The 1,045-nt window shown below is 42.1% G+C and carries 1 protein-coding gene; it reads right to left on the reverse strand.

What is annotated here, in order from left to right:
- Nucleotides 1-293 precede the first annotated feature (293 nt).
- Complete coding sequence (locus JIG41_RS04465; RefSeq protein ID WP_036973240.1) at nucleotides 294-767, reverse strand: DUF721 domain-containing protein; 474 nt, start codon at nucleotides 765-767, stop codon at nucleotides 294-296.
- Nucleotides 768-1,045: the final 278 nt, after the last annotated feature.

A 1,045-nucleotide genomic window follows, 5' to 3' on the forward strand; every position in this document is an offset into this window, starting at 1 on the left:
TGGTTAGTGGTTAGTGGTTAGTGGTTAGTGGTTAGTGGTTAGTGGTTAGTGGTTAGTGGTTAGTGGTTAGTGGTTAGTGGTTAGTGGTTAGTGGTTAGTGGTTAGTGGTTAGTGGTTAGTGGTTAGAACAAAATAAATCCTCTTTAACCTCAAGCAAGCTGCGTGATCTAACTTCTAATATCTAACTTCTAATATCTAACTTCTAATATCTAACTTCTAATATCTAATTTCTAATTTCTAATTTCTAATTTCTATTATAAACCTTCGCGCGAAATAAATTTCACGCCTACAAGTTACTTCTTTCGCCCGTGCAATGCTAAGCGCTCAAGTTTTTCTTTCAGTGATGGCGGTGCATCAGCGGCGATAGCCGTTAAGTAATCAGCTGTTTGCTCGCTCATTTGGCGCTTAGAAACGGGTTTATTGTCGTGTTTTGGTGAGGCTGATAAACGTTGGGTTGCTTGCGGATTCGCTGTTATTTTAATTTGCCCGAGCTCTGCCATACCCGCAGCACGAAAGTGCGAAAGCATATCCATTTTTAAATAATTTAAACGCAGCGCAATAGGCGCAGAAACAGCTTCGATCATTAACGTACCATCACGATAGTTACTTACGCGGCATTTTTTAGACAGTATTTCCCCTAAAAACTCATCAAGAATAGCTTGTTGGCTCGAAAGACCTTGCGTTTTTCCAGCATACGACGCAAGACGGCCACTCAAGCCAGCCATAATATCGCCAAGCGCTTTAGGCGCGTATCTATCTTTTGCCATAATTATCTACCTAAACGGTTTTATTACTTACCAAAGAGAATATACCACCGACCGCCAAGGTAAAGCGAGAATAACAAGATGCGAGAACCGAGATACGAGCTGCGAGCTGTAAAGCACCTTCGCGCGAAATAAATTTCACGCCTACATTAAACCGTAGGCGTTATGCTTGCATGGCGCGTTTGCGCAGCAACATCTTTTATAAGATTCACGGCTAAAGCCCTTCCTACAAGTGATACACATCACACACGTGGGAGGTGTTTTAACGCCGAAAAAGCAAA

Origin of the sequence: Pseudoalteromonas sp. bablab_jr011, from assembly GCF_016464045.1 — a bacterium.
Classification (GTDB): Bacteria; Pseudomonadota; Gammaproteobacteria; order Enterobacterales; family Alteromonadaceae; genus Pseudoalteromonas; species Pseudoalteromonas lipolytica.